This window comes from Burkholderia sp. LMU1-1-1.1, from assembly GCF_040675865.1.
GTDB lineage: Bacteria > Pseudomonadota > Gammaproteobacteria > Burkholderiales > Burkholderiaceae_D > Rugamonas.
Map to the genome: position 1 here is coordinate 389348 of NZ_JBEGHG010000067.1, position 19611 is coordinate 408958.

The 19611-nt window shown below is 67.5% G+C and carries 16 protein-coding genes; 10 read left to right on the plus strand and 6 right to left on the minus strand.

What is annotated here, in order from left to right; translation table 11 throughout:
- From MRBLMU1_RS29295 to MRBLMU1_RS29330, 8 genes are all read left to right on the plus strand, one after another.
- Entirely contained in the window at positions 1–1215 is a 1215-nt protein-coding gene (locus MRBLMU1_RS29295) for a TIGR04063 family PEP-CTERM/XrtA system glycosyltransferase (protein ID WP_363509632.1), read from the plus strand.
- Positions 1212–2348, plus strand: a complete 1137-nt coding sequence (locus MRBLMU1_RS29300) for a glycosyltransferase family 4 protein (protein WP_363509510.1) — start codon at positions 1212–1214, stop codon at positions 2346–2348. Before MRBLMU1_RS29295 ends, MRBLMU1_RS29300 begins: the two co-directional genes overlap by 4 nt.
- Positions 2345–3781 carry a phenylacetate--CoA ligase family protein gene (locus MRBLMU1_RS29305; protein ID WP_363509512.1) on the plus strand — a complete coding sequence of 479 codons (1437 nt, stop codon included), beginning with the start codon at positions 2345–2347 and terminating at the stop codon, positions 3779–3781. Before MRBLMU1_RS29300 ends, MRBLMU1_RS29305 begins: the two co-directional genes overlap by 4 nt.
- Positions 3778–5085 carry a putative O-glycosylation ligase, exosortase A system-associated gene (locus tag MRBLMU1_RS29310; protein ID WP_363509514.1) on the plus strand — a complete coding sequence of 436 codons (1308 nt, stop codon included), beginning with the start codon at positions 3778–3780 and terminating at the stop codon, positions 5083–5085. The genes MRBLMU1_RS29305 and MRBLMU1_RS29310 overlap by 4 nt, the downstream gene beginning before the upstream one ends.
- Complete coding sequence (locus tag MRBLMU1_RS29315; protein WP_363509516.1) at positions 5082–6110, plus strand: polysaccharide deacetylase family protein; 1029 nt, start codon at positions 5082–5084, stop codon at positions 6108–6110. Before MRBLMU1_RS29310 ends, MRBLMU1_RS29315 begins: the two co-directional genes overlap by 4 nt.
- Before the next feature lie 142 nt (positions 6111–6252).
- The gene (locus MRBLMU1_RS29320) at positions 6253–6948 is read left to right on the plus strand and encodes a chemotaxis protein CheB (RefSeq protein WP_363509518.1); all 696 of its coding nucleotides are present in this window, start codon (positions 6253–6255) and stop codon (positions 6946–6948) included.
- Between the two features lie 269 nt (positions 6949–7217).
- On the plus strand, positions 7218–9998 hold the full coding sequence (gene prsT / locus MRBLMU1_RS29325; protein WP_363509520.1) for an XrtA/PEP-CTERM system TPR-repeat protein PrsT: 2781 nt from the start codon (positions 7218–7220) through the stop codon (positions 9996–9998).
- A 47-nt stretch (positions 9999–10045) separates the two neighbouring features.
- Positions 10046–10771 (plus strand): GNAT family N-acetyltransferase, encoded by a 726-nt coding sequence (locus MRBLMU1_RS29330; RefSeq protein WP_363509522.1) that lies wholly within the window; start codon positions 10046–10048, stop codon positions 10769–10771.
- Between the two features lie 10 nt (positions 10772–10781).
- Here the strand turns inward: MRBLMU1_RS29330 and MRBLMU1_RS29335 are convergent, their stop codons facing one another.
- The gene (locus tag MRBLMU1_RS29335) at positions 10782–11666 is read right to left on the minus strand and encodes a class I SAM-dependent methyltransferase (RefSeq protein ID WP_363509524.1); all 885 of its coding nucleotides are present in this window, start codon (positions 11664–11666) and stop codon (positions 10782–10784) included.
- Between the two features lie 336 nt (positions 11667–12002).
- Here MRBLMU1_RS29335 and pepA point away from each other — a divergent pair, with 336 nt between their 5' ends.
- Complete coding sequence (pepA, locus tag MRBLMU1_RS29340; protein ID WP_363509526.1) at positions 12003–12830, plus strand: flocculation-associated PEP-CTERM protein PepA; 828 nt, start codon at positions 12003–12005, stop codon at positions 12828–12830.
- A 151-nt stretch (positions 12831–12981) separates the two neighbouring features.
- Positions 12982–14037, plus strand: coding sequence for a molybdopterin biosynthesis protein MoeY (locus MRBLMU1_RS29345; protein ID WP_363509528.1), 1056 nt, complete (start codon positions 12982–12984; stop codon positions 14035–14037).
- A 39-nt stretch (positions 14038–14076) separates the two neighbouring features.
- Here MRBLMU1_RS29345 and MRBLMU1_RS29350 read toward each other — a convergent pair whose 3' ends face one another.
- The 5 genes from MRBLMU1_RS29350 to MRBLMU1_RS29370 all read right to left on the minus strand — a co-directional run bounded on the left by MRBLMU1_RS29350 (position 14077) and on the right by MRBLMU1_RS29370 (position 19531).
- Positions 14077–14898, minus strand: a complete 822-nt coding sequence (locus MRBLMU1_RS29350; RefSeq protein ID WP_363509529.1) for an N-acyl amino acid synthase FeeM domain-containing protein — start codon at positions 14896–14898, stop codon at positions 14077–14079.
- A 506-nt stretch (positions 14899–15404) separates the two neighbouring features.
- Entirely contained in the window at positions 15405–16361 is a 957-nt protein-coding gene (locus tag MRBLMU1_RS29355) for a glycosyltransferase family 2 protein (protein WP_363509531.1), read from the minus strand.
- A 7-nt stretch (positions 16362–16368) separates the two neighbouring features.
- A complete protein-coding gene (locus MRBLMU1_RS29360) occupies positions 16369–17124 on the minus strand; it encodes a class I SAM-dependent methyltransferase (RefSeq protein WP_363509533.1) in 756 nt (251 codons plus the stop codon).
- Positions 17121–18080 (minus strand): glycosyltransferase family A protein, encoded by a 960-nt coding sequence (locus tag MRBLMU1_RS29365; protein ID WP_363509535.1) that lies wholly within the window; start codon positions 18078–18080, stop codon positions 17121–17123. Before MRBLMU1_RS29365 ends, MRBLMU1_RS29360 begins: the two co-directional genes overlap by 4 nt.
- The gene (locus MRBLMU1_RS29370) at positions 18077–19531 is read right to left on the minus strand and encodes a lipopolysaccharide biosynthesis protein (protein WP_363509537.1); all 1455 of its coding nucleotides are present in this window, start codon (positions 19529–19531) and stop codon (positions 18077–18079) included. The genes MRBLMU1_RS29365 and MRBLMU1_RS29370 overlap by 4 nt, the downstream gene beginning before the upstream one ends.
- Between the last annotated feature and the right edge of the window lie 80 nt (positions 19532–19611).

The window sequence follows — 19611 nt, forward strand, 5'->3', positions numbered from 1 at the left end:
CTGCGCATCCTGCACGTGCTCGATCATTCGATCCCGCTGCACAGCGGCTACACCTTCCGCACCCGCGCCATCCTGCGCCAGCAACGCGTGCTGGGCTGGCAGACCTTCCAGCTCACGGGCCCGAAACAGGGCGCCAGCGACGCCGCGAAGGAGCGGATCGACGGCCTGGACTTCTACCGCACGCCGCCGGCCAGCGGCGTCAAGGCCGGTCTGCCCGCGCTGCGCCAGCTGGCGGTGATCGATGCCATCGAGGCGCGCCTGCTGGACGTGGCGCGCGAGGTGCGGCCGGACATCCTGCACGCGCATTCGCCGGCGCTGAACGCCATCGCCGCGCTGCGGGTCGGGCGCCGCCTCGGCATTCCGGTGGTGTACGAAATCCGCGCCTTCTGGGAGGACGCCGCCGTCGACCACGGCTCCAGCAGCGAAGGCGGGCTGCGCTACCGCGCCACGCGGGCGATGGAGACCTATGCGCTGCGCCGGGTCGACGCCGCCACCACCATCTGCGAAGGGCTGCGGGCCGACATCGCCGCGCGCGGCATCGAGCCGGGCAAGGTGACCGTGATACCGAACGCCGTCAATATCGCCGACTTCAGCGTCGGCGGCGCCCGCGACGAGGCGCTGGCCGCGCAACTGGGCCTGCACGGCAAGGTGGTGCTGGGCTTCATCGGCTCCTTCTACGCCTATGAAGGCCTGCACATCCTGCTGGAAGCGCTGCCCGGCATCATCGCGCGGCGGCCGGATATCCGTCTGCTGCTGGTCGGCGGCGGCGCCCAGGAGGCCGCGCTGCGCAGCCAGGCGCAGGCGCTGGGCGTGGGCGCGCACGTGGTTTTCACCGGCCGCGTGCCGCACGAGCAGGTGCAGCGCTACTACGACCTGACCGACGTGCTGGTGTATCCGCGCGTGAAGATGCGCCTGACCGACCTGGTCACGCCGCTCAAGCCGCTGGAGGCGATGGCCCAGGGGCGGCTGCTGGTCGCCTCGGATGTCGGCGGCCACCGCGAACTGATCGAGGATGGCGAGACCGGCGTGCTGTTCGCCGCTGGCGACCCGCGAGCGCTCACCGAGCAGGTGCTGGCGCTGCTGGCGGCGCCGCAGCGCTGGGACGCGCTGCGCGCCGGCGGCCGCCGCTTTGTCGAGCACGAACGCAATTGGGCCGTCAGCGTGGCGCGCTACCGCGCGGTCTACAAAAGCGTCGGCGCGGAGCGGGCGGCATGATGGAGTCACCGGTGCACATCGGCTTGATCGGACCGCTGCCGCCGCCGCCGGGCGGCATGGCGAACCAGACCTTGCAATTGAATGAACTGCTGCTGCGCGACGGCCACCGTGTCGAGCTGGTGCGGATGAACGCGCCCTACAGGCCGGCGTGGGCCGGCCGCGTCCCGGTGCTGCGCGCCGGCGTGCGGCTGCTGCCTTATTTGTGGCGGCTGTGGCGGGTGGCCGGCAAGGTCCAGCTGCTGCACGTGATGGCCAATTCCGGCTGGTCCTGGCATTTGTTCGCGGCGCCGGCGATCTGGATCGCGCGCCTGCGCGGCTGTCCGGTCGTTGTCAACTACCGGGGCGGGGAGGCCGACGCCTTCCTTCAGCGGGCTGTCGACTGGGTCCGTCCCAGCCTGCGCCGCAGCGCCGCTTTGCTGGTGCCGTCCGGTTTTCTGGAGGCGGTGTTCCTCAAGCACGGCTTCGGCAGCACGGTGGTGCCCAATGTGATCAACCTGGAGCGCTTCGGCGCCGCCGGCGCCGACACCGCGCCATCGGCGGGCAGGGCGCCGTCGGTGCTGGTGGCGCGCCATCTCGAGCCGATCTACGACAACCAGACGGCGCTGCGGGCGTTCGCGCTGCTGGCCGCCCGTTATCCGGCCGCGCAGCTGGTGATCGCCGGCAGCGGGCCGGAGGCCGAGATGCTGGCCGCGCTGGCGGACCATCTCGGCATCGCGCAGGCGGTGCGTTTCACCGGCCGCATCGACAATTCGGCCATGGCGGCGTTGTACCGGGAGGCCGACATCATGCTCAACCCCAGCCTGGTCGACAACATGCCCAACTCGGTGCTGGAGGCGCTGGCCGGCGGCGTGGCGGTGGTCAGCACCGATGTCGGCGGCGTGCCGTATCTGGTCGAACATCGCCGCAGCGCCTTGCTGGTGCCGCCGAAAAATCCCCAGGCGATGGCGGACGCCATGTTTCTGCTGCTGGGGGAGCCGGATCTGAAGGAGCGGCTGCGCCAGGCCGGGTTGCAACTGGCCGACCAGTACACGTGGGCGCAGGTGCGTCCGCGCCTGTTGCAGGTGTATCGCTCGGTGATCGAGAAAGCCAACAAGGCCGGCGGCCCCTCCGCCGCCGGCGGGAGCAAAGCATGAACACTGTTGTGAATACCGGCGCGCCGTCATCGGCGCAGGCCCCGCTGGCGCCGCGCAGTTTGTACACGGCGGTCGTGGCCGGACTGCTGTTTCCGTTGCAGGAACAGTTCAAGCGCCACACCACGGTGAGCGTGCGCCGGCGCATGGACGACAGCGAGTACTGGGCGCCGGAGCGGCTCGAGAGGCTGCGCCTGGAACGCCTGCGCCGCCTGCTGCTGCGGGCGCAGACGCAGGTGCCGTATTACCGCGCATTGTTCGCCGAAACCGGCTTCGACGCCCGCCGCGACGTCGACTCGCTGGACGCGCTGGCGCGTCTGCCGCTGCTGGACAAGGCGCTTATACGCCGGCACAGCGCCGACCTGCGCGCCGGCGACGCCGGCGGGCTGGCGCGCTTCAACACCGGCGGCTCCAGCGGCGAGCCGTTGATCTTCTACATCGGCAAGGAGCGCGTCAGCCACGACGTCGCCGCCAAGTGGCGCGCCACGCGCTGGTGGGACGTCGACATCGGCGACCCGGAAATCGTGGTCTGGGGCTCGCCGATCGAGCTGGGCGCGCAGGACCGCGCCCGCGCGGTGCGCGACCGCGTGATGCGCACCATGCTGCTGCCGGCGTTCGAGATGTCGGAGGCGAACCTGGACGCCTTCGTCGCCCGCATCCGGGCGCGGCGCCCGCGCATGCTGTTCGGCTATCCGTCGGCGCTGTCGCATATCGCCCGCCACGCCGAGCTGCGCGGCCAGCGCATGGACGATCTGGGCATCCGCGTCGCCTTCGTCACCTCCGAGCGGCTGTACGACGAGCAGCGCGAGCAGATCGCCCGCGTCTTCGGCTGCGCGGTGGCCAACGGCTACGGCGGCCGCGACGCCGGCTTCATCGCCCACCAGTGCCCGCACGGCGGCATGCACATCACCGCCGAGGACATCATCGTCGAAATCGTCGACGCCGGGGGCCGGCCGCTGCCGCCCGGCGCCACCGGCGAGATCGTCGTCACCCACCTCGCCAGCGGCGACTTTCCGTTCATCCGCTACCGCACCGGCGACGTCGGCGCGCTGTCGACCCGCCAATGCGGCTGCGGGCGCAGCCTGCCGATGCTCGAAGAGATACAAGGACGCAGCACCGATTTCCTGGTGGCGGCCGACGGCACCGTCATGCACGGCCTGGCGCTGGTGTACATCCTGCGCGATATCGAGGGCATGAAGGCCTTCAAGATCATCCAGGAATCGCTGCATGCGACACGCGTGCAGGTGGCGCTCGATACGCCGCTGGAAGACGCGCTGCGCGATCACATCACGCGTGGCGTGCGGGCGCGGCTCGGCGCGCAGGTCGAGGTGACGGTCGAACGGGTGGAGGCGATCGCGCCGGAGGCGTCCGGCAAATTCCGCTACGTGGTGAGCAAGGTCGACGCGGCGCGCAACTACGGAGCCGGGGCGCCATGAGGGATTTGCTGGTCACCTTGCTGGTGTTCGGATCGCTGCCGTTCATTTTCAAGCGGCCGCCGTTCGGCGTCGTCATGTGGATCTGGATCAGCGTGATGAATCCGCATTCGCAGGGCTGGGGTTTCGCTCGCAGCTTCCCGTTCGCGGCGGTGATCGCGGCCACCATCATCGTCGCCATGGTGCTGCACAAGGACAAGTACCGGCTGCCGGCCCATCCGGTCACCTGGGTCTTCCTCGCGTTCATGGGCTGGATGAGCGTCACCTCGCTGTTCTCGATCCACGGCGTCGAGGTGGTCACCCAGCAATGGATCAAGGTGTACAAGATCTTCGGCATGACGGCGGTGGTGATGATGCTGGTGCGCACCCGCCAGGAGATCGAATGGCTGGTGTGGACGGTGGTCGTGTCGCTGGGGTTTTACGGCGTCAAGGGCGGCATCTTCACCTTGCGCAGCGGCGGCAACTTCCGCGTCTGGGGCCCGGAGGGCACCTTCATCGATGGTAACAACGAGGTGGCGCTGGCCCTGGTGATCGTCATTCCGCTGATGTACTACCTGATCGGCAATGTGCGCCCGCGCTGGGCCAAGGGCGCGCTGGTCGCCGCCATGCTGCTGTGCGCGCTGGCGTCGCTGGGCTCGTATTCGCGCGGCGCCGCGCTGGCGATCGCGGCCATGACCACGGTGCTGTGGCTGAAAAGCCAGAACAAGCTGCCGCTCGGCGTGCTGCTGGCGATGGCCGTGCCGTTCATGGTGCTGCTGATGCCGTCGCAATGGCACGAGCGCATCGACACCATCAACACTTACCAGGAGGACATGTCGGCCATGGGCCGTATCAATGCCTGGCGCATGGCGTTCAACCTGGCCAACGACCGCCTGCTGGGCGGCGGCTTCGAGATTTACGACGGCCAGGTGTTCGCGCGCTACGCTCCGATCCCGGCGGACGTGCACGCGGCCCACAGCATCTATTTCCAGGTGTTGGGCGAGCATGGATGGATGGGCCTGGCGCTGTACCTGGGACTGGGCGTCATAGTCTGGCGCACCGGCAGCGCCATCGTGCGCCAGGCCAGGGGCGTGCCGGAGCTTGAATGGGCGATCCGGCTGGCCACCATGCTGCAGGTGAGCCTGGTCGGCTTCGCGGTCGGCGGCGCGTTCCTGAGCTTGGTTTATTTCGACGTGCCGTACATGATCATGGCCGCCATGGTGGCGACCCGGCTGCTGGTGGCGCGCCAGGTTGGCCCGCAACGCCGGCCGGCGGCGCGGCCCGTGGACCGGCAAGCGGACGCCGGCGCCGGCGTGGCGCCAACATGAACGCGCGCGTCGGCACCATGCCGTCCGCGCCGAGCCGCGGCGCCGGCTGGCCGGCGCGGGCATTGTTGCGCCTGATGTCGCCCGGCGGCCGGCACGGCCTGAGCATCATGATTTATCACCGGGTGCTGGCGGCGCCCGATCCGCTGTTCCCGGGCGAGATAGACCGGAAAGCCTTCGGCCTCCAGCTCGCCTTGCTGAAGTCCTCGTGCAACGTGCTCGCGCTGGAGGACGCGGTGCGCCTGATGCGCGACGGGCGATTGCCGCCGCGCGCGGCCTGCATCACCTTCGACGACGGCTACGCCGACAACGCGGTCGAGGCGCTGCCCATCCTGCAGCGCTTCGGCCTGACCGCCACGTTCTTCGTCGCCACCGGCTTCCTGGACGGCGGCCGCATGTGGAACGACACCGTCATCGAGCTGGTGCGCAAGGCGCCCGGTGCGCGCTTCGATGCCCGCACGGCGGGGCTGGGCTTGCTGCCGCTGGACGGCCCGGAGGCGCGGCGGACCGCCATCGGCGCCTTGATCGGCCACCTCAAATACCTGCCGATGGAGGAGAGGCTGGCCCTGGTCGAGCGCTTGGCCGGGGAGGCCGACTACGCCCTGGCGCAAGACCTGATGATGAGCAGCGCGCAGGTGCGCCATCTGCACGCCGCCGGCATGGGCATCGGCGCCCACACGGTCAACCATCCGATCCTGGCGGCGATTCCTGCGCGCCAGGCGGGCGACGAGATCGCGGCCGGCAAGCAGCGGCTGGAAACCCTGCTGGGGGCGCCGGTGCCGCTGTTCGCCTATCCGAACGGCAAGCCAAATGTCGACTACCGCGCCGAACATGTCGGCATCGTGCGCGAACTGGGTTTCGAAGGCGCGGTGTCGACCGCCTGGGGCGGACGCGCCGCCGACCTGTACCAACTGCCGCGCTTCACGCCTTGGGACCTGGGCGCGCCGCGCTTCCAGCTGCGGCTGGCGATGAACCTGGCGCGGCGGGCCGATATGGCCGCTCCCCCGGCCGATGCTTCGGCCGCATAAGAGGGCCAGCGTACAGAGAAAATCCCCACTCCACGCCATATTGATGACTTAAGCCATTTGTAAGACTTTTTGGTATAATTTCATTGAGTTACGGCAATTTCCATATCCTTTTGGTGCCGTCAACCGCTGGCCAAGGAGAACGATGATGGAACGGGTAGTGGTGGTCGGTGCCTCCGCGGGGGGCATTCCGGCGCTGGAGGCGATCTGTGCGGAGCTGCCTTCGGATTTTGCCGCGCCCATACTCGTCGTCATGCACGTCGGCCCCCAGGGCAATGAACTTCTGGAAGTACTGGCAAAATGCTGCCGCCTGCCGGCATCGCACGCCATCGACGGTCAATATGCCGAAGCCGGCGCCATCCTCGTCGCCGCCCCCGGCCGCAATCTGACCATCGTCAACGACCACGGCAAGGTGCGCGTCAAGCTGACCGACGGCGCCAATCCCAATCTGCTGGCGCCCGCCGTCAATCCCTTGTTCCTGTCGGCCGCCGCCGAGTTCGGCGAGCGGGTCGTGGGCACGGTCTTGTCCGGCTTCCTGGACGACGGCACCGACGGCCTGCGCGCCATCAAGGCCGCCGGCGGCACCGCCATCGCCCAGGAGCCGCTCGACGCGCTGTGTCCCGACATGCCCGCCAGCGCGATCCGCCAGGTGGCGGTCGACTCCATCCTGCGCGCCGACGCCATCGCGCCGGTATTGACGGCGCTGGCCACAACGCCCGTTGGCCCGCCGCCCGCGTCGCCACCCGTCGCCGCGCCATCCCGCGTGCCGCCCCGCCCGGTCGGCGCCATCGACGCGGGCATCCCGGGGATGCTCGCCGCATCGCTGCGACCGAAGAAGTAACCGTCGCGCCGCCAGCCCGCCCCGGCGGTCGCCGAACGCCAGTTTCTCCGTTGCCAACGCCAGGCGGCGCGAGCCGCACGCCTGTGCAAAAATGCAACATCTCCCGCCTCCAACCGTCCCCCGTGCGGTGTCCAGATTGATGTCAAAAAACTACTGGCGTTAAAAATATATATACAGATTTGATGCAATATCTATAATAATATAGCGTCATGAAACAGGCGGCCTCGACCGGCTCGCCGCTGTCGAAGCGCAGGCATAAGGGGTTCAAGATGGCTCGTACCAAATCCGGCGCGGCAAGCGCCACACGCCTGATCGGCGGTTTGTCGATGGTGCTTCTGTTGGGCGCATGCGGGCAGCGGCAAACGCCCGACGAGCTGATCGCCGATGCCGGTCGGCTGCAGGCGAAAGGCGATCATCGCGCCGCCATTATCCAGCTCAAGAACGCGCTCGAGGGAAAACCGAAGGACCGGAACGCGCGCTTCCTGCTCGCGCAGGCCTCGCTCGACATCGGCGACGCCAGCTCGGCCGAGAAGGAGGCGCTGCGCGCCATCGAACTCGGCTACGACCCGGCGGCGGCGTACGTGGTGCTGGCGGCTTCGCTGATCAACCAGGGACGCTACGCCGATGCCCTGGCCCGCACCGGGTCGGCGCCCGACGCCGGCAATCTGGAACTGATGGTGTTGCGCGCGCAAGCGCAGTTCTCGCTGGGCAAACCGGAACTGGCCAGGCAGGGCTATCGCGATGCGCTGGCCAAAAATCCGGCCTATGCCCCCGCCCTGGTGGGGATGGCCGTCCTTGCGGTCAACGACAAGGATTCGCAAGGGGCCGCCGTCTTGATCGACCAGGCTATCAAGTCCGATGCGCGCAACGCCGAGGCCTGGCGGTTCAAGGGCGAAATGTTGCGTTACGAGGGCAAGTGGGACGAGGCCGACGCCTGCTTCGACAAGGTGCTGGCCATCAAGCCCGACGACCGCGCCGCGTATCTGCAAAAGGCGACGCTGGCGATCGCCGCGCGCAAATTCGAGCTGGCCGGCCAACACCTGCAGGCGGCGCGCAAGCTGGCCCCGGGCAACGTGATGGTGACTTACACCCAGGCCTTGCTGGATGTCTCGCAGGGCAAGAACGAAGCGGCGCGTACGAGCTTGTTGGAGGTGCTGAAGCTGGCCCCGGAGCATTTGCCCAGCATCTTGCTGGCCGGCGTGGTGGAGTACAACCTGGACTCCACGCAACAGGCGGAACGTTATCTGCGCAAGTACGTGGAAAGCAATCCGAACAATTCGTACGCCAACAGCATGCTGGCGGCCACTTTGCTGCGTGAGAAACAGCCGGCGGAGGCCATGCGCGTATTGCGCGATACGCTCAAGGAAGGCCAGGCCGGCCCCCAGCTGCTGGCCCTGGCCGGCAAATCGGCGATCGCCACCGGCGACTATGACAAGGCAAGCGAATATCTGCGCCAGGCGACCAAGCTCGCGCCCGACCAGGCGGTGCTGCGTACCTCGCTCGGCCTGAGCGAGATGCTCGGCGGCGCCGAGGTGAGCGGCCTGGCCAATCTGGAGGCGGCCACCGCGCTGGACGCCAAATCGGTGGTGGCCACCACGGCGCTGGTGCGCGCCGAGCTCGATCTGAAACACTATGACAAGGCGCTTGCCGCCGCCGCGCGGCTGGTGAAGGTCCAGCCCGACGACGCCGACGCGGTGCTGCTGCTGGCGCTGGCGCAGCACGGCAAGGACGATCGCGCCGCCGCGCGCGCATCGTACGAACGCGCGCTGGCGTTGCGGCCGGGCCACCTGGACGTGGTGCGCGGCCTGGTGCGCCTGGACCTGCAGGAGGGGCGCGACGACGCGGCCGAGCAGCGGCTCAAAAAGCTGGCCAAGGACAAGGGGCCGGTCGCCGTCGAGGCGATGAGCATGCTCGCCGAGCTGGCCGTCCGGCGCGGCCGCCCGGCCGAGGCCACCGGATGGCTCGAGCAGGCGCATGCGGCGGCGCCCGACGCGCTGGAGCCGGCGCTGCGGCTGGCGCTGCAATACCTGGGCGTGGACCAGGGCGCCAAGGCGCTGACCATGGCGCGCAAACTGCAGGCCGCCAACGCCGACAACCCGTCGTTGCTGGATGTCCTCGGCCAGGCCCAGCTGGTCCAGGACGAGCCGTTGGCCGCGCTCGATACGTTCAGCAAGCTGGCGGCGCTGGCGCCCAAATCCGGGCTGGTGCAGTTCCGTATCGCCACCACCTATCTGCGCCTGAAGGACGAGGCCAAGGCGACGGCGGCGTTGCAAAAGGCGCTGGCGCTGCAGCCGGACTTGCTTGCCGCGCAACTGGCGCTGATCGACATGGCCCAGCGGAGCGGCAAGCCCGAGCAGGGCATCGCCATGGCGCGCCAGATCCAGAAGGCGCACCCGCAAGATCCGGTCGGTTTCGTGCTCGAGGGCGACCTGCTGCTGGCGCGCAAATTGCCGGACCAGGCGCGCGCGCGCTACGAGAGCGCCGACGCGCTGGCGCCGAAACAGGCGGTCAAGATCAAGATCGTCAACGCCATGCGGCTCGCGGGCAAGCGCAAGGAGGGCGACGACCGGCTGCGGGCCTGGCTGGCGCAGTATCCGGAGGCCACCTATCTGTTCATGTACGCCGCCGAATTGCGGTTGCAGGAGGAGCGCTACCCGGAGGCGGCCACGCTGCTGGAGTCCGTGCTCAAGCGGGAGCCGTCGAACGTCGGCGCGCTCAACAACCTGGCGTGGGCCTACCTGCAGACCAGGGACGGACGCGCGCTGCAGACCGCCGAGCGCGCCTACAAGCTGGACGAGGGCAACCCGCAAACGGCCGATACGCTGGGGTGGACCCTGCTCGAGCTGGGCCAGGTCGAGCGCGCCGTGCCGCTGCTGCGCAAGGCCGCCACGCTCGCCCCCGAGGTCGGCGATATCCGCTACCACCTGGCGGTGGCCTACTTCAAACATGGCAACAAGGTCGACGCGCGCAAGGAACTCGAGCAGTTGATCGCCAAAAAGCAGCCGTTCACGCACAGCGGCGCGGCGCAGGATTTGCTCCAACAACTATAAGAGCGGCGTCGCCCGTCGTCGGGGCAGAACAGCCGCAGGAGATTGTTATGGCCAGTGATACAACGTCGGCAGGACCCCGTGACTTCACGGAGGCGGGGGAGCTGAACGAATTCGAGGTGCTGCAAGTGCCGGCGGACAACGCCACGTTCGGCCTGCGCCTGATGGACACGCCGGCGGGCCGCAACAAGGCCAGCATGTTGATCAACAAGATGTACAGCTGGCGCGGCTACGCCGGCACGCACGCGCTGCAGGACGATCCCAATCGCATCACGCTGAGCGCCTCGTCGAAGGGCGAGGTGCTCGGCACGCTCACCTTGGGCGTCGACTCGCCGGCCGGCATTCTGGCCGACGAGATCTTCAAGGACGAAATCGACGGCTTTCGCGCGCGCGGCGCCAGGGTCTGCGAGATCACCAAGCTGGCGTTCGATCCGGGCGCCAATTCCAAGGCGGCCATGGCGTCGCTGTTCCACCTGGCCGTGCTGCATGCGCGCGACATCCACGGTTGCACCGACCTGTTCATCGAGGTCAATCCGCGGCACCGCCGCTTCTACCAGCACATGCTCGGCTTCACCGTCCAGGGCCAGCCCAAGAACAATCCGCGCGTCAACGCGCCGGCCTATCTGCTGCGGGTCGGCTTCGACTATGTCACCGGGCAAATCGAGGCGCTGGGCGGCAAGGGCGCCGAGGCCGACGAGAAGCGCTCGTTCTACCCGCTGTTCTTCTCGCCGCGCGAGGAGGCCGGCATCCTGCAGCGGCTGCGCGAACGCCGCTGAGGCCGTGCGCCTATGGCGCGCGGCCCAGCGGCGCGCAGGTCATGCCCTTGACCGCGAAATGCCGGATCAAGTCGCCCAAATCGCCCTTGTGGTGGGGCGGCAGGTCGCGCTTCATCTGTTCCAGCGTGGCCGCCAGGGCCGGATCGTCGCCACGGCGCGGCGCGCTTTTGAGCGCCACCATGAACGGCAGGCCGAAGGTCGTGTAGAGGGTGGCGCGGCCGGCCAGCGGCCGCACGGCCGCGGCGAAATCGTCGGGGTAGAACGCCGCGTGCAGCGAGTTGCGGTAGTCGAGCGTGAACAGGTGGTGCTGGCGGTCCTTGTACTGGTCGGCGAAATAGTCGATGCTGCGGACCGACTTCAGGTGCCCGAAATCGGCCATGTAGACGCCGCCGCCCGGCTTGAGGATGCGCGCCACCTCGGCGTAGGTGCGCGCCAGGTGGCCCTCGGTCGGCAAGTGGTGCAGCGCCATGGTCGACATGACCGCGTCGACCGAGGCGTCGGCAAAGCGCGACAGGTCGGTGATGTCGCCGTGCTCGATGGTGACGTTGCGCAGGCCCTGGCGCAGCACCAGCGCCTCGGCCCGCTCGCGCATCTCGTCGGAGAGGTCGATGCCGATGAACTTGGTGTCCGGGTTGATGCGTGCCACCAGGCCCAGCTGGTTGGCGGGGCCGCAGGCCAGATCGACCACCGTGTCGCCCGGCCGGATCACCTCGCTGATGTTGGCGCCGTGGAACAAATACACGGGCGCCATCACGCCGTTTTCGCCGCCGGCGGCGGTGTAGGCCTTGACGCTTTCCTCGTCGTCCATGACCAGGCGCGGTTCGGGCACGCGCGGCATGCGCTGGCGCGAGAAGAACTCCCGAACGACGGTTGCTACGAGTCCAGGACTTGGCATGAATGCCCCCATGAAGTTGAACGAACTGATCAATGATACCCATTAATTCCGGCCGGCGCAGGGCTTTTCACGCATGCTTAATGGAGGGGAAGGAAGCTTGCGAAGCATCAAGTGTCGACTTTCTTTACACTTTTTATCCGCCCGGACTTGAGATGGCTCAAGGTATTGCCCAAGTGATTGATTTTCAAAGAAAAATGTATTTTGGCATGGACATTGCTTTATAGGACAGGGGGGGGACGTAGGGAGGTACGCCAGACGGGCAGGGATCGCTTGATTGGCCGTAACGACTGTAGGCAACCCGGGCAGTAATTTTTTTCAACCTTTCTGGAGTATACGATGCTTACAATCTTAAAACGCCTGCGCACGGCTGCCCTCGGCGGCGCCGTGCTCGCCGCGGCGATGGCCGCGCCAAACGCGTCCGCGCTGGCGCAATTCACCGTGAATCCCAACTCCAACGGACTCTCGTCCAGCGGCACGATCTTCACGGCCGATACGCTGAGCGGCACCTCGTCGGCGCGGATCAGCAAAACCGCCGGTCCCGGCAACAATTACATCGGCGTCGGCTACATCGTCTTCACCGCGTTCAATTTGAACAGCAACCCGATCGACGGCGGCGACAGCCAGATCAATCTGAAGAACTCCGGCTACGGCCTGTTCGCGCGCTTCACGCAAACCTTCGTCTGCTCGAGCCCGCTGGGCGTCGGGGTGTCGTGCGGCGTGCAATCGATCACCCTCGAGCTGGTGGGCGACCCCGGCAATCTGAACGGCAAGAGCCTGGCGACCTTGGGCGCGGACCCGACCGTCACCGATCTGGGCACGCCCGACGTGGTGCTGGCCAAGGTGACGCAAGTGATCCAGGGCGTGGCCGGACTGGACGCGCTGGGCGGCGCTTTCCAGAACATCAACTCCAATTTCGAGTTGACCCCGGAAGGCAAGGACTTCTTCATTTCGCCGGTGCCGTTCTACCAGTTGGCCTTCAGCGCGTTCAACAACACCTCGCAGGGCCTGGCGTGCGATACCGTCAACTGCGTCGATCCTAACTTCGTGTCGATCAACTCCGAAGCCGGCGTGACCGACTTCCTGGCCGTGCCCGAACCCGGTTCGTTGGTGCTGATGGGCGTCGCCATGCTCGGCCTGGTCGCCGTGAACCGCAAGCGCGCCTGACGCGCGGCGCGGCGGTCCGCGCGCCATTAGAAAGACCGCCGACGGCGGTCTTTTTTTTAGGCCGGGCAAACATATTCTGGTATTCTCATAGCCGTTGCCGGCCAGCCCGGCCGCACGCCGGCATAGATGATTTCGAAAGGGCCCCCAGGCGATGACGTCACGTTCCACCATGATGGAGATTCTCGAGCTGGCGCGCTGGGCCCCCAGTGGCGACAATGTGCAGAGCTGGCAATTCGAAGTGCTCGGACCGCTTCACGTCGCGCTGCATTGCCGCGACACCCGGCGCGACGTCGTCTACGACCTGCACGGCCATCCCAGCCAGATCGCGTTCGGCGCGCTGATCGAGACCATCGCCATCGCCGCCAGTGTCCACGGACTGCGCATCGAGGTCGCGCGCGAGGGGAGCGAGGAGGCGCCGGTGTTCCAGGTGCGCTTCATCCCCGACGCGGACGTCGCCGCCAGCCCGTTGATCGCCGCCATCACGCAACGCTCGGTGCAGCGCAGGCCGCTGAGCAGGCGCGCGCTCGACCCGCTGCACAAGCGCGACATCGAGCGGTCCGTCGGTCCCGGGTACACGGTGCAATGGCTCGAAGGTCCGCTGCGGTGGCAAGCGGCGGTGCTGATGTACCGCAACGCCCGGCTGCGGCTGACGATGCCGGAGGCGTTCGAGGTCCACCGCGGCATCATCGATTGGGACCGGACCCATAGCCCGGACAAGGTGCCGGCGCAAGCCCTCGGCGTGGACGCGATGACGATCAAGGCGATGCGCTGGGCCATGCACAGCTGGGGCCGGATGCGCAAAATGAATATGCTGACCGGTACCTGGGGGCCGCGCCTGCAAATGGATCTGCTGCCGGGCATCGGGTGCGCGGCACATTACGTGATCAAGGCGGAGCGGGCGCCGCGCGGGATCGACGATTACGTCGAGGCCGGTCGCGCGGTGCAGCGTTTCTGGCTGACCTTGACCGGCCAGGGCTTGCTGATGCAGCCCGAAATGACGCCGTTGATTTTCACCTCGTATCTGCGCGAGGGCATCGCGTTCACCAGCGTTCCCGCGATTGTCGACGGGGCCCGCGCGTTGGAGCGGTCGTTGACGGACCTGATCGGGAGCGATCACGAGCGCGCGGTCTACATGGGCCGCCTCGGCTACGGCGCCGCGCCGGCGGCGCGTTCGGTGCGCAAGGAGCTTGTCGACTTGCTGCGCTGAGTTTGACGCGCGGCGCGCCGCCGGGCGCGCCGCGCCTGCTCAAGCCGCTTTGAGCATGGGCCAACGCAAGCCGTAAGGTCCGACCGGCGGGATATCGGCCAGCGAGCCCAGGCTGGCCAGCTTCGACATGATGCCCGGCTCGGCGCTGCTGCAGAAAAAGTAGGGATACAGCGAACGCCGCGCCTCCTGGCCGGTGGCGGCGCCGGTGCCGCCCATCTTGCGGATCTGCGCGCCCATGTATTCCAGGCTGATGCGCAGCAGGTGCGCCGGCGCGTTGACGCGCGCGTTGTTCCTGACGCCGGCGGCGGCCTCGAACCCCAGCATCTGTTCGTAAAAACGCTTGTGGCGCGGATTGACCTCGATGAACACGTCGGTGCACTCGTGGACCTTGCGCGCGTACAGGTAGACGATGTGGAACAGCGACGCCAGCGCCAGCTTCGGATGGGCCAGCGGGTCGATCGCCAGCTTGGTCACCTCGCACACCCTGGCGCCGGCCTGGCGGTAGGTGTCGATCACTTCCTTGAACGTGGCGTCGGCCAGCATGCCGTCGGCCGAGTCGGTGCGCAGCGTCACCGTGCCGAGCATTTGCTCGGGTTCGGCCGCGGCCAAGGTCACGTGGTGCGGGTGCGCCTCCAGCGCATGGTGGTCGCCATAGCCGCGCCAGCTATACATCTTGTTGACGAGCATCTCGGCGGACTGGCGTCCCGCCTCGGTGTTGGCAAGATGGATGCCGAACGAGGTCAGCGGTCCGGAGGTTGTCCAGTTGGGGGGGAGTTTGGCCAGTACGTCGGGCACGATGGCGGGGCCATAGTACTCGGGGCTGGCACAAGGTGGTCGGATTGCTACCGCGGTCTTGTTCATCGATACTTCCCATATTCCGCGCCGAACGTGAAATCGCTGTCCGGCTGATTTAACATATTGCAACGCGCAACATAATAGCCGTGTTCGGTTCAATCAGCTTTCAAGCTGATAGCTATCGTGCGTGCAATTTCCATTGGGAATTTTTAACGCATCGCCCGCAAAAGCGGCGGACGACGTGCCTGAGATTGATCCCGCACAGCTAACAGGCTGCTGTGCGGTGCGCTGACCAGGCGCCAACCAGCGGCGTAGGCGGGGAACCCGTCCAGCACGCAGGTATGTAGATATTGACGAACCGCTTCTGCGGTTTCGGTGTGCAAAAATTTGTTGCTGGTTGACTATAGCCGAATTTCGTTATCGCGCATGCTGCAGTGCGGCGCATATTCCATGTCGCGCGCGCCCTGATGCTGTCGAAAGCGTTGTCCGGATTCCAGCGGTATTGCGTAATTGCATTTCGAAGTATATACGAAATCGCTTTCACGGAACAAGCGGAGGAGAAATCGGCGGACTTAAGCCGCTCGCCACAGACAGCGAGCCAAGTGTTTTGGGTTGAAACCGCTTAACATGCGCGGCGCGCCGTAGAGCGTGCCGACCAGGCGTAGCCCGTCTGCGTAGGGGCGCCAGCCGTCGCGCGCGCAGGTGTAGAGGTAGTCGCGGATGGCGATGCTGGTTTCGTGGCGGAAGGCGTCGCGCTGTGGTGGATCGAAGGCGGCGCTGTTGTGGCCGATGCGGTGCAGCGCGCGCAGCGCGTATTCCATGTTGCGGCGGCTATTCTTGTGGCTGGAGGCGTTGTCGTCGTGCCAGCGGTAGCGCGTGATCGGCGTGGGCGCGTAGACGAAGTCTCCGCTGAGCAGCAATCGGATCAGGAATTCGCGGTCTTCGCTGACCCGCAACCCCTCGTCGAACAGGCCCACGGCCAGTGCCGCCGCGCGCGAGAAGCACAGGCTCGACGGTTTGATGAAGTTGCCGTGGATCAGGCGGGATAGCGCGGCGCCGTCGATCCGCAGGCAGTCCGAGCCGTCGATCGGGCGGCCGTGGCGGCGCGAGGGGTTGTCCCAGAAATCGTCGTACAGGCGCGGCTGCACGACGCCGTCGACCAGCAGCCGCCCGGCGCCGTAGGCGGCCACCGCGTCGGGCGCCGCCGCCAGCGCCGCGCGCAAGGCGCCCAAGTGGTCCGGCTCCCAGACGTCGTCGGCGTCGAGCAGCGCGATCCAGTCGCCGTCGCCGGCGCGGATGCCGGCGTTGCGGGCCACCGGAATGCCGCCGTTGGCTTGCTCGACCAGCCGCGCGTCGCAGGCCGGGTGGGCGGCGATCCAGTCGCGCACCACGCGCGCGGTGTCGTCGCGCGAGCCGTCGTCGACCACCACCACCTGGTCCGGCGGCGCGCTCTGGCCGGCCACGCTGTCGAGCGCCTCGAGCACATAGCCGGCGGCGTTGTACGCGGGGATGACCACGCACACTTTCATCACGGCCTCAGGCGGCGGGCTTGCGCAGCAGGGCGACGTAGATCTGGTTGCGCAGCGGCGCCGGCCGCCGCATCAGCAGGGCGATCGCCTTCGACAGGTACAGCAGGCGCGGCGAACCGCGCACGCGGCCCCACGGGTCGCCGACCGAGCCTTCCCAGACGCGCGTGAAGCCGGCCTCGGTGAAGCATTTGTGCAACTGCCACTGGCTCAGCGGCGTGATGTGGCCGTCGCGCGCGTAGTCGTCCTCGGCGAACCACTGGAACGACAGGTCGCGCATGAACATGGCGATCGAGGCGGCGGTGTCGAGGTTGGGCGTGGACAGCAACAGCGTGCCGCCCGGTTTGAGCAGCTGGAAGCACTGGCGCGCGAAGTGGCGCGGGTTCTCCAGGTGCTCGATGATCTCCAGCGCGCAGATGTGGTCCTCGCTGGCGGCGCGGCCGTCGGAGAAATTCTGGTTCAGGTCGCAGGTGTAGAAGGGAATCGCGCCGTGCAGGCGGAAGTTTTCGCGCACGTAGTCGGTGGCGGTGACCTTGTAGCCGGCGTCGGCCAGGCGCCGGCTCATGGCGCCGCTGCCGGCGGCCAGCTCCAGCACGCCGGCGCCGGGCGGGTTGTGGCGGCTGAACTGTTCGAACGCGTATTCGTGCAGGCCGGGCAGCGCGTGGATCGGTAAGCCCTGATAGGCCACGTGGCTCTTTTCGCTGGCGGCGGTGGCGCGGTAATGATCGACCAGCACGGTCGCCTTCAGTTCGGTGTCGGCATTCATGGCGTCCTCGGTGTGCGCGGCGGCGGGCGCAGGAAATGGAGCAGGAAATGGCGGGTGTAGCTCAGGTATTGCAGGCCGCCTGGCTGGCGCAGGCTGCGCCAGTGCCAGTCCAGCGCCTCGCGCCAGCGCCCGCGCCCGAGCGCGCGCACCGAGTGGTCGTGCTGGGCGCCCGACAGGTGGCGCCGGATGCGCCGCTCGATCGCCGGCGGCGGCCCGGCCGCCAGCATCTGCTGGTACAGCGACAGGTAGAACTCGAAATAGGCGTCCGATTGCGACAGCGAACCGCCGGTGACATGCACGCGGAAGGTCGGCTGTTCGATGGTGGCGACCTTCTTGCCGTCCAGGCTGAGTTTGAACGCCAGCCAGGTCCACTCGGCGTACGGCTGGTAGTCGGCGAAATAGGCGGGGCCGACGCTATCGGTGCGGTACAGGGCGTTGCCGTTGGTGAGCCAGTTGGCCTCGAACAGCATCGCCAGCGGCTCGCGCTGGACCTGGGCCAAGTGGTGGTACAGCAGCGCGTCGACGCCCTCGAAGCGGCGGTAGGCGTTGGTCACCACCAGATCCGCCTCCGGTTGCGCGCGCAGCGCGGCCAGCTTAAGGTCGGTGGCGCCGGGCAGGTACTCGTCGTCGTCGTCGACCATCGAGAAGTAGGGCGTATCGACCATGCGCCGGCCCTCCCAGACGGCGTTGGGCGCCGACGGCAGCTCGACGTAGGCGTAGCGCACGTCGGCCTGGGCGCGCAGCCAGTCGCACACGCCCTCGTCGTAGCGCTGACCGTTGACCACGACGATGATTTGCACCGGCTGCGCCGACGAGGCGCGGATCGACGCCAGGCAGCGCCCGATCTCCATGCGGCGCGACAGCTGGGCCGTGGTCGGAACGATCACCGTCACCTGCGGCTCCGCCCGCGCAACCGCCGGGGGGCGCATCGCGTCGAGGAGGGCGTCGGTCTTCATGCCGGCAGCACTTTCAGGCGGCGCAGGCAGAAGCGCTCGGCGCCTTGCGGACGGGCGCTGACGAACCACAGCGCGAACACGGTGGCCACGTAGACCAGCGCGCCGGCGCCCGAATCCGTCAGCAGCCGCAGCCACGGATTGAGGCCGGCCAGCCGGGCGTCGAGCTGCGCCACCGCCATCGCCATGACCGTCACCCCGGCCACCGGGCGCCAGACGGTGCGCAGCACCTCGCCCCAGCCGAACTTGAGCAGCCGTTTGGTCGCGCTCATCTCCAGCGCCACGTCCACCAGCTGCGCGGTGAGATAGGCGTAGCCGGCGCCGACGATGCCGTAGCGCCGCATGAAGAAGAACAGCGCCGGGAACAGGATCAGCAGGTAGCAGGTCTGCACGATGGCGACCTCGTGCGGGCGTCCCAGCGCCAGCCACACCGAGGCGTTGTTGGTCTGGGTGGCGGTGATGGCGCCGCTGACGGCGAGGATGGCGATCAGCGGCACGGCCTGGTGCCATTTGTCGCCCAGCATGGCCTGCACCAGCGGCTCGGCCACGCAGGCGATGCCGATGCCGACCGGCAAGATCAGCAAGGTGATCATGCCCAGCAGGCGGAAATAGGAGGCCGAGATCTGCGCCGTGTCGGCCATCTTGGAAAAGCCGGGAAAGGTGACGCGGTTGATCGGCGCCACCAGCTCGGTCGACGGCAGGTTGGAGATCTCGTACGAGACCGTGTACACGCCCAGCCCGGCGGCGCCGAAGTAGCGGCCGATGATGAAGGTGCAGCCGTCGTGGCGCAGGAAGCCGAGCGCGTTGTTGAGCAGCATCCATTTGGAGAAGTGGAACAGTTCGCGCATGGCGCCCAGGCCGAAGCGCGGGCGGTAGTCGTTCATCGCGTAGCTCATCGCCACGGTGATGGCGCGCCCCAGGCACATGCCCAGCAGCAGCGCCCAGTACGAGTGCAGGATCAGCGCGGCGCCGATGGTGACGACGAAGGTGCCGACCCGGCGCACCATGATGAAGTTGAACTCCTGGCGGAAGTCGAGCTCCTTGCGGAAGTTGACCACGCCGACGTTGCCGAAGGCGTTGATCAGGTACATCAGCGACAGCACCCACATGACGCCGACCAGGCGCGGCTCGTCGTAGAACAGGGCGGCGGGGTGCGCCAGCGCCAGCAGCGCGGCGGCGCAGAACAGGCCGAAGATCACGTTCAGCGTCCAGACGGTGTCGTAGTGGCGGCGTTCGGCGTTCTTTTTCTGGATCAGCGCGAGGTCGAAGCTGAACGCGCCGAGCACGTCGAGCAGGCCGCCGATGGCGGTGGCCATCGCCACCAGGCCGAAGTCGTCCGGCGCCAGCAGGCGCGCCAGCAGCAGCGTGCTGACCATGCCGATGCCGCGATCGACCAGGCGCGCGGTGATCATCCAGACGATGCCGGTGGCCATGCGTTCGTTAATGTGCGTCATGCGGCGCGGAACCCCGGTTGGAAATGGCTGCGGCAACGTGTTCGTTTTCACAAACCGTTGTCATTTTTGCTTATTAATAA

Coding starts and splice junctions, on each gene's coding strand:
- MRBLMU1_RS29300 (WP_363509510.1), top strand. CDS start 1,212: ATGATGGAGTCACCGGTGCACATCGGCTTGATCGGACCGCTGCCGCCG.
- MRBLMU1_RS29305 (WP_363509512.1), top strand. CDS start 2,345: ATGAACACTGTTGTGAATACCGGCGCGCCGTCATCGGCGCAGGCCCCG.
- MRBLMU1_RS29310 (WP_363509514.1), top strand. CDS start 3,778: ATGAGGGATTTGCTGGTCACCTTGCTGGTGTTCGGATCGCTGCCGTTC.
- MRBLMU1_RS29315 (WP_363509516.1), top strand. CDS start 5,082: ATGAACGCGCGCGTCGGCACCATGCCGTCCGCGCCGAGCCGCGGCGCC.
- MRBLMU1_RS29320 (WP_363509518.1), top strand. CDS start 6,253: ATGATGGAACGGGTAGTGGTGGTCGGTGCCTCCGCGGGGGGCATTCCG.
- prsT (WP_363509520.1), top strand. CDS start 7,218: ATGGCTCGTACCAAATCCGGCGCGGCAAGCGCCACACGCCTGATCGGC.
- MRBLMU1_RS29330 (WP_363509522.1), top strand. CDS start 10,046: ATGGCCAGTGATACAACGTCGGCAGGACCCCGTGACTTCACGGAGGCG.
- MRBLMU1_RS29335 (WP_363509524.1), bottom strand. CDS start 11,666: ATGCCAAGTCCTGGACTCGTAGCAACCGTCGTTCGGGAGTTCTTCTCG.
- pepA (WP_363509526.1), top strand. CDS start 12,003: ATGCTTACAATCTTAAAACGCCTGCGCACGGCTGCCCTCGGCGGCGCC.
- MRBLMU1_RS29345 (WP_363509528.1), top strand. CDS start 12,982: ATGACGTCACGTTCCACCATGATGGAGATTCTCGAGCTGGCGCGCTGG.
- MRBLMU1_RS29350 (WP_363509529.1), bottom strand. CDS start 14,898: ATGAACAAGACCGCGGTAGCAATCCGACCACCTTGTGCCAGCCCCGAG.
- MRBLMU1_RS29355 (WP_363509531.1), bottom strand. CDS start 16,361: ATGAAAGTGTGCGTGGTCATCCCCGCGTACAACGCCGCCGGCTATGTG.
- MRBLMU1_RS29360 (WP_363509533.1), bottom strand. CDS start 17,124: ATGAATGCCGACACCGAACTGAAGGCGACCGTGCTGGTCGATCATTAC.
- MRBLMU1_RS29365 (WP_363509535.1), bottom strand. CDS start 18,080: ATGAAGACCGACGCCCTCCTCGACGCGATGCGCCCCCCGGCGGTTGCG.
- MRBLMU1_RS29370 (WP_363509537.1), bottom strand. CDS start 19,531: ATGACGCACATTAACGAACGCATGGCCACCGGCATCGTCTGGATGATC.